The sequence below is a fragment of the Dietzia aerolata genome (assembly GCF_014144865.1).
In the GTDB taxonomy this organism is placed as follows: domain Bacteria; phylum Actinomycetota; class Actinomycetes; order Mycobacteriales; family Mycobacteriaceae; genus Dietzia; species Dietzia aerolata.
In genome coordinates this window covers 1-3,684 of the sequence record NZ_JAALDM010000292.1, presented here as the reverse complement: position 1 = coordinate 3,684, position 3,684 = coordinate 1, and the positions used below count along the sequence as shown (strand labels likewise).

Here is a 3,684-nt window from a genome sequence, read left to right as displayed (position 1 = left end):
CGCGGCGAGGCGGACCCGGAGCCGGGCGGCCTCCCCACGGACGTCCTCATCCCGCGCGGTGGCGCCAGGCACCGGCATGTCCTGCGCGGTTGCGCCAGCCACCGGCACGCCCCGCGCGGTTGCGCCAGGCACCGGCATGTCCCGCGCGGAGTCCACGACGGACGCTCAGTCGTTGAGGGGATCGTCGTCGGCGACGGGCTTCATGATCTGCACATCGACGTGATCCTCGGGCCGCACCGCATTGGACAGCGCGATCGTGCGAGCGAGCCTCGCGTACCGCAGCTCCTGCTCGCGGAACCGCACGTACGTCGACACGGTGACAAACGCGAAGCCCATGACCAGCGCGTACAGGACCAGGTCGGTGCCGCGCTGGACGCCGAGGGCGTTGGCCACCACGGTCAGATCATCCGGGCGGATCACGGCGTACACCATGAACACCACGAACAGGACGAAGCCGATCTTCACGCCGGCCTTCGCCCGCGCCTTGCGGCGGTTGGTCACGAAGAACAGCACCAGCGCGGCACCGGCCAACAGCAGGAGAACCTTGATCATCGCGGCAGCCTCCGTCCCACGATCCCGTCAGACAGGATGTTGATCCCGTTGAGCAGCGACTGCCCCTTGGACATCGAGTACTCGGTGTAGAGGATGTCGACCGGCTCTTCTGCGACCCGCCAGCCGTTGGCGTCCATGAGCTCCACGAACTCGCTGGCGTGGCTCATGCCGTTCATGCGCAGGTTGAGGTCCTCGGCGACGCGACGGTTGAACACGCGCAGGCCGTTGTGGGCGTCGGTCAGGCCCAGCCGGCGGGTGCGCGGGCTGAGCATCACCACGGTGCGCAGGACGAGGCGCTTGATCAGCGGCACCTGGTCGTCCTCGGCGCGGGGACGGCCGAAGCGGGTGCCCACCACGATGTCCACCGGCTCGCTGCGCAGGCGCCCTACCATCGTCAGGACGTCCTTGATCTGGTGCTGGCCGTCCGCGTCGAAGGTGACGAAGTAGCGGGCGCCGGGCTGGGCGCGCGCGTACTCGACGCCGGTCTGGATGGCCGCGCCCTGGCCGAGGTTCACCGGGTGGCGCACCAGGTGGGCGCCGGCGCGGTGGATGGCCATGGCGGAGTCGTCGACCGAGCCGTCGTCCACCGCGACGATGTTGGGGAACGTCTCCCGCGCATGCCGCAGGACGTCCTCGATCACCGTGCCCTCGTTGAAGCAGGGGACGACGAGCCAGACGTCACGATTGCGGCCGGGGTCCCCGGCTGACCGGGCGGGGGTGTCCCCGGCCATTTCCTCGGGCCGCGTGGGCCGCACACTGTCTCCGCTCATCGAGGGTCGATACTATGCGATCGGACGGACAACCCGGAGACGACAAGGACGGCGGTTCCCCGATGGCCATTGATGTGATGCTTCCCTACTACGGGGATGTCGACCATTTCAAGAAGGCCGTGGACAGTGTCCTGGCCCAGAGCTACACCGATTTCCGGCTCGTCGTGGTGGATGACGGCTACCCGGATCCCGAGCCCGCCCGCTACATGGGTGAGATCGCCGCCCGCGACAGCCGCGTGACGTACGAGAAGAACGAGACCAATCTCGGTGCGAACGGCAACTACCGCAAGTGCATCGGCATGGTCACCGCGCCGATCGTGGTGATCATGGGCGCCGACGACATCATGCTGCCCAACTACCTGCAGGTCGTCGCCGACGGGTTCGCCGCCGTGCCCGACGCCGCGGTGATGGAGGTGGGCGTCAACGTCATCGACGAGAACGGCACCGCCGTGCGCGGCCTGGGCGACAGCGTCAAGTCGTTCACCACCCCCAAGGCCGACGGCCGCACCGTGCTGCACGGTGAGAAGCTCATGACCTCGCTCATGCACGGCAACTGGACCTACTTCCCGTCCCTGGCGTGGAGCTCCGAGTGGGTCAAGCGCATCGGCTTCCGCGAGGGCCTGGACGTGGTGCAGGACCTCGCGCTGCTGGTCGATGTGATCACCGGCGGCGGCCACATGGTCTACGACCCCACTCTGGCGTTCCTGTACCGCCGCCACTCGGCGTCCGACTCGTCGGTGCGCGCGCTGGATGGCCGCCGCTTCGACGAGGAGGCCCGCTTCTTCTCCGGCGAGGCCGACGCCTTTGCGGGCCGCGGCTGGAAGAACGCCGAGCGCGCCGCGCGCCTGCACGTGACCTCCCGCCTCAACGCGCTGTCCCTGCTGCCGACCGCCGCCAAGGCCGGCAAGCTCGCCGAGGGTGGAAAGAAGCTGCTGGGCCACACGTTCCGGAAGTTCTGACCCGTGACGGGGGCCGAGCGGGGCGGGCCGGCAGGCGCCGAGCACGGTGGGCCGGCAGGGGCCGAGCACGGCGGGCCTGACGTGCCCGCTCGCCCGACCAACCCGGTCCTCTGGCCCCTCGGTCTGGCGGTCTGGGTCGTCGAGATCCTCGTGGTGGGCTTCGGCAGCATGCTCTTCGGCGGCCTGTCGGCGATGCTCTCGGACTCCTGCTACACCGACAGCACCGAGCTGATCTGCGAGCCGCAGTGGCAGAACATCATGGCGTTCACCGCGATCACCGCGCTGCTCGTGACGGTCATCGTGATGGGCGTGATCATGGTCCTGACCAGGAAACTCTGGACACTGGGCCTGGCGATCGCGTTGACCCTCTTCGTGCCGCTGGTGGCGTTCATGGTGATGCAAGCGATCGTCACCGCCTGACGCCGCAGCGGCTGCCCTCACCGCCGACCACTGACGCCGCATCGCCCAACCCCCGCCGCACCGCCCAACCCCGCGCCGCCTCGGGCACACTCGGGGAATGCTCCCCGACACCTGGATCCCGCACCGCCGCGAGGACGGCGAGCTGATCGGCTGGATCGACATGGCTGTCGCCGACCCGCGCCTGGTGCCGATCGACCGGCTGGGCCGCGCGCTGGAGCCGGTCGACGACTGGTTCGAGGCCGAGGAGGCGCTCGAGGCGATCGGCCTGAGGTTCCTCGCGCAGCGCTTCGAGTACCGCGGCCCCAGGCTTGCAGCCCAAGATCAAGGTCAAGAACAAGATCAAGATCAAGAACCACACCAAGATCAAGACCAGGACGACGACGACGTCGAGTCCATCACCGTCCGGATCGCTCACGTCTACGACGACCGGATCGTGCTCACCACGGCGTTGACCGACGCCATCGAAGATGTGGGCGAGGAGATCGTTGTGCCATTCCCGGCACCGGTAGTGCTGCGCGAACTCGGGTGAGCCACGCGCGTGGGGTCACTCGGCAGTGAGGTCCTCTGCCTCTCGCCGTGGCCGCGCCTGCGAAATCTAAGCTGCAGCGCAAATACATTCGACATATGATGCTCTGACCAGTAGTTACTCATCGTGTCGTACCCGCATGCTTATATCGAACTCATGAACGAGACAGCGGGTGGGCGGCAGGCTGGCGGCGAGCTGACCGCTGTGCTGGCGGCGCTCGACGAGCACCTCGAGCGGGACTGGTCCGAAGCCTGCGCGCAGGAGCTTCACGCGGAGCTGGTGGCGCTCGAACAGGCGCAGCGGCGGATCCGGGCAACGCAGGCGCGCGTCCTCGCCCAGGCCCGGCGCTCGAGTACCGGTCGGCAGATGGGCTTCATCAACGAGCGCCAGATGCTCACCGCCGGTCTCGGTCTGGCACCGGGGGACGCGCGCTCCCGGTTGAACGATTCCGGAATCG

The 3,684-nt window shown here is 68.3% G+C and carries 5 protein-coding genes and 1 pseudogene; 4 read left to right on the top strand and 2 right to left on the bottom strand.

The features are described 5' to 3' along the window. Window positions 1-165: 165 nt before the first annotated feature. The gene (locus G6016_RS15160) at window positions 166-552 is read right to left on the bottom strand and encodes a DUF2304 domain-containing protein (protein ID WP_182633444.1); all 387 of its coding nucleotides are present in this window, start codon (window positions 550-552) and stop codon (window positions 166-168) included. After that, a complete protein-coding gene (gene ppgS, locus G6016_RS15155; protein WP_182633446.1) occupies window positions 549-1,283 on the bottom strand; it encodes a polyprenyl-phospho-N-acetylgalactosaminyl synthase PpgS in 735 nt (244 codons plus the stop codon). Before ppgS ends, G6016_RS15160 begins: the two co-directional genes overlap by 4 nt. Before the next feature lie 101 nt (window positions 1,284-1,384). Between ppgS and G6016_RS15150 the strand changes: the two genes are divergently transcribed. The 4 genes and pseudogenes from G6016_RS15150 to G6016_RS15135 form a co-directional block, all read left to right on the top strand. Then, on the top strand, window positions 1,385-2,281 hold the full coding sequence (locus G6016_RS15150) for a glycosyltransferase family 2 protein (protein WP_182633445.1): 897 nt from the start codon (window positions 1,385-1,387) through the stop codon (window positions 2,279-2,281). A 3-nt stretch (window positions 2,282-2,284) separates the two neighbouring features. After that, window positions 2,285-2,701, top strand: a complete 417-nt coding sequence (locus G6016_RS15145; protein ID WP_182633443.1) for a hypothetical protein — start codon at window positions 2,285-2,287, stop codon at window positions 2,699-2,701. 97 nt (window positions 2,702-2,798) lie between these two features. Next, window positions 2,799-3,230, top strand: coding sequence for a hypothetical protein (locus tag G6016_RS15140; protein ID WP_182633442.1), 432 nt, complete (start codon window positions 2,799-2,801; stop codon window positions 3,228-3,230). A 153-nt stretch (window positions 3,231-3,383) separates the two neighbouring features. Next, window positions 3,384-3,684 (top strand): annotated as a pseudogene (locus G6016_RS15135) (HNH endonuclease); the annotation flags it as partial.

Coding starts and splice junctions, on each gene's coding strand:
- G6016_RS15160 (WP_182633444.1), bottom strand. CDS start 552: ATGATCAAGGTTCTCCTGCTGTTGGCCGGTGCCGCGCTGGTGCTGTTC.
- ppgS (WP_182633446.1), bottom strand. CDS start 1,283: ATGGCCGGGGACACCCCCGCCCGGTCAGCCGGGGACCCCGGCCGCAAT.
- G6016_RS15150 (WP_182633445.1), top strand. CDS start 1,385: ATGGCCATTGATGTGATGCTTCCCTACTACGGGGATGTCGACCATTTC.
- G6016_RS15140 (WP_182633442.1), top strand. CDS start 2,799: ATGCTCCCCGACACCTGGATCCCGCACCGCCGCGAGGACGGCGAGCTG.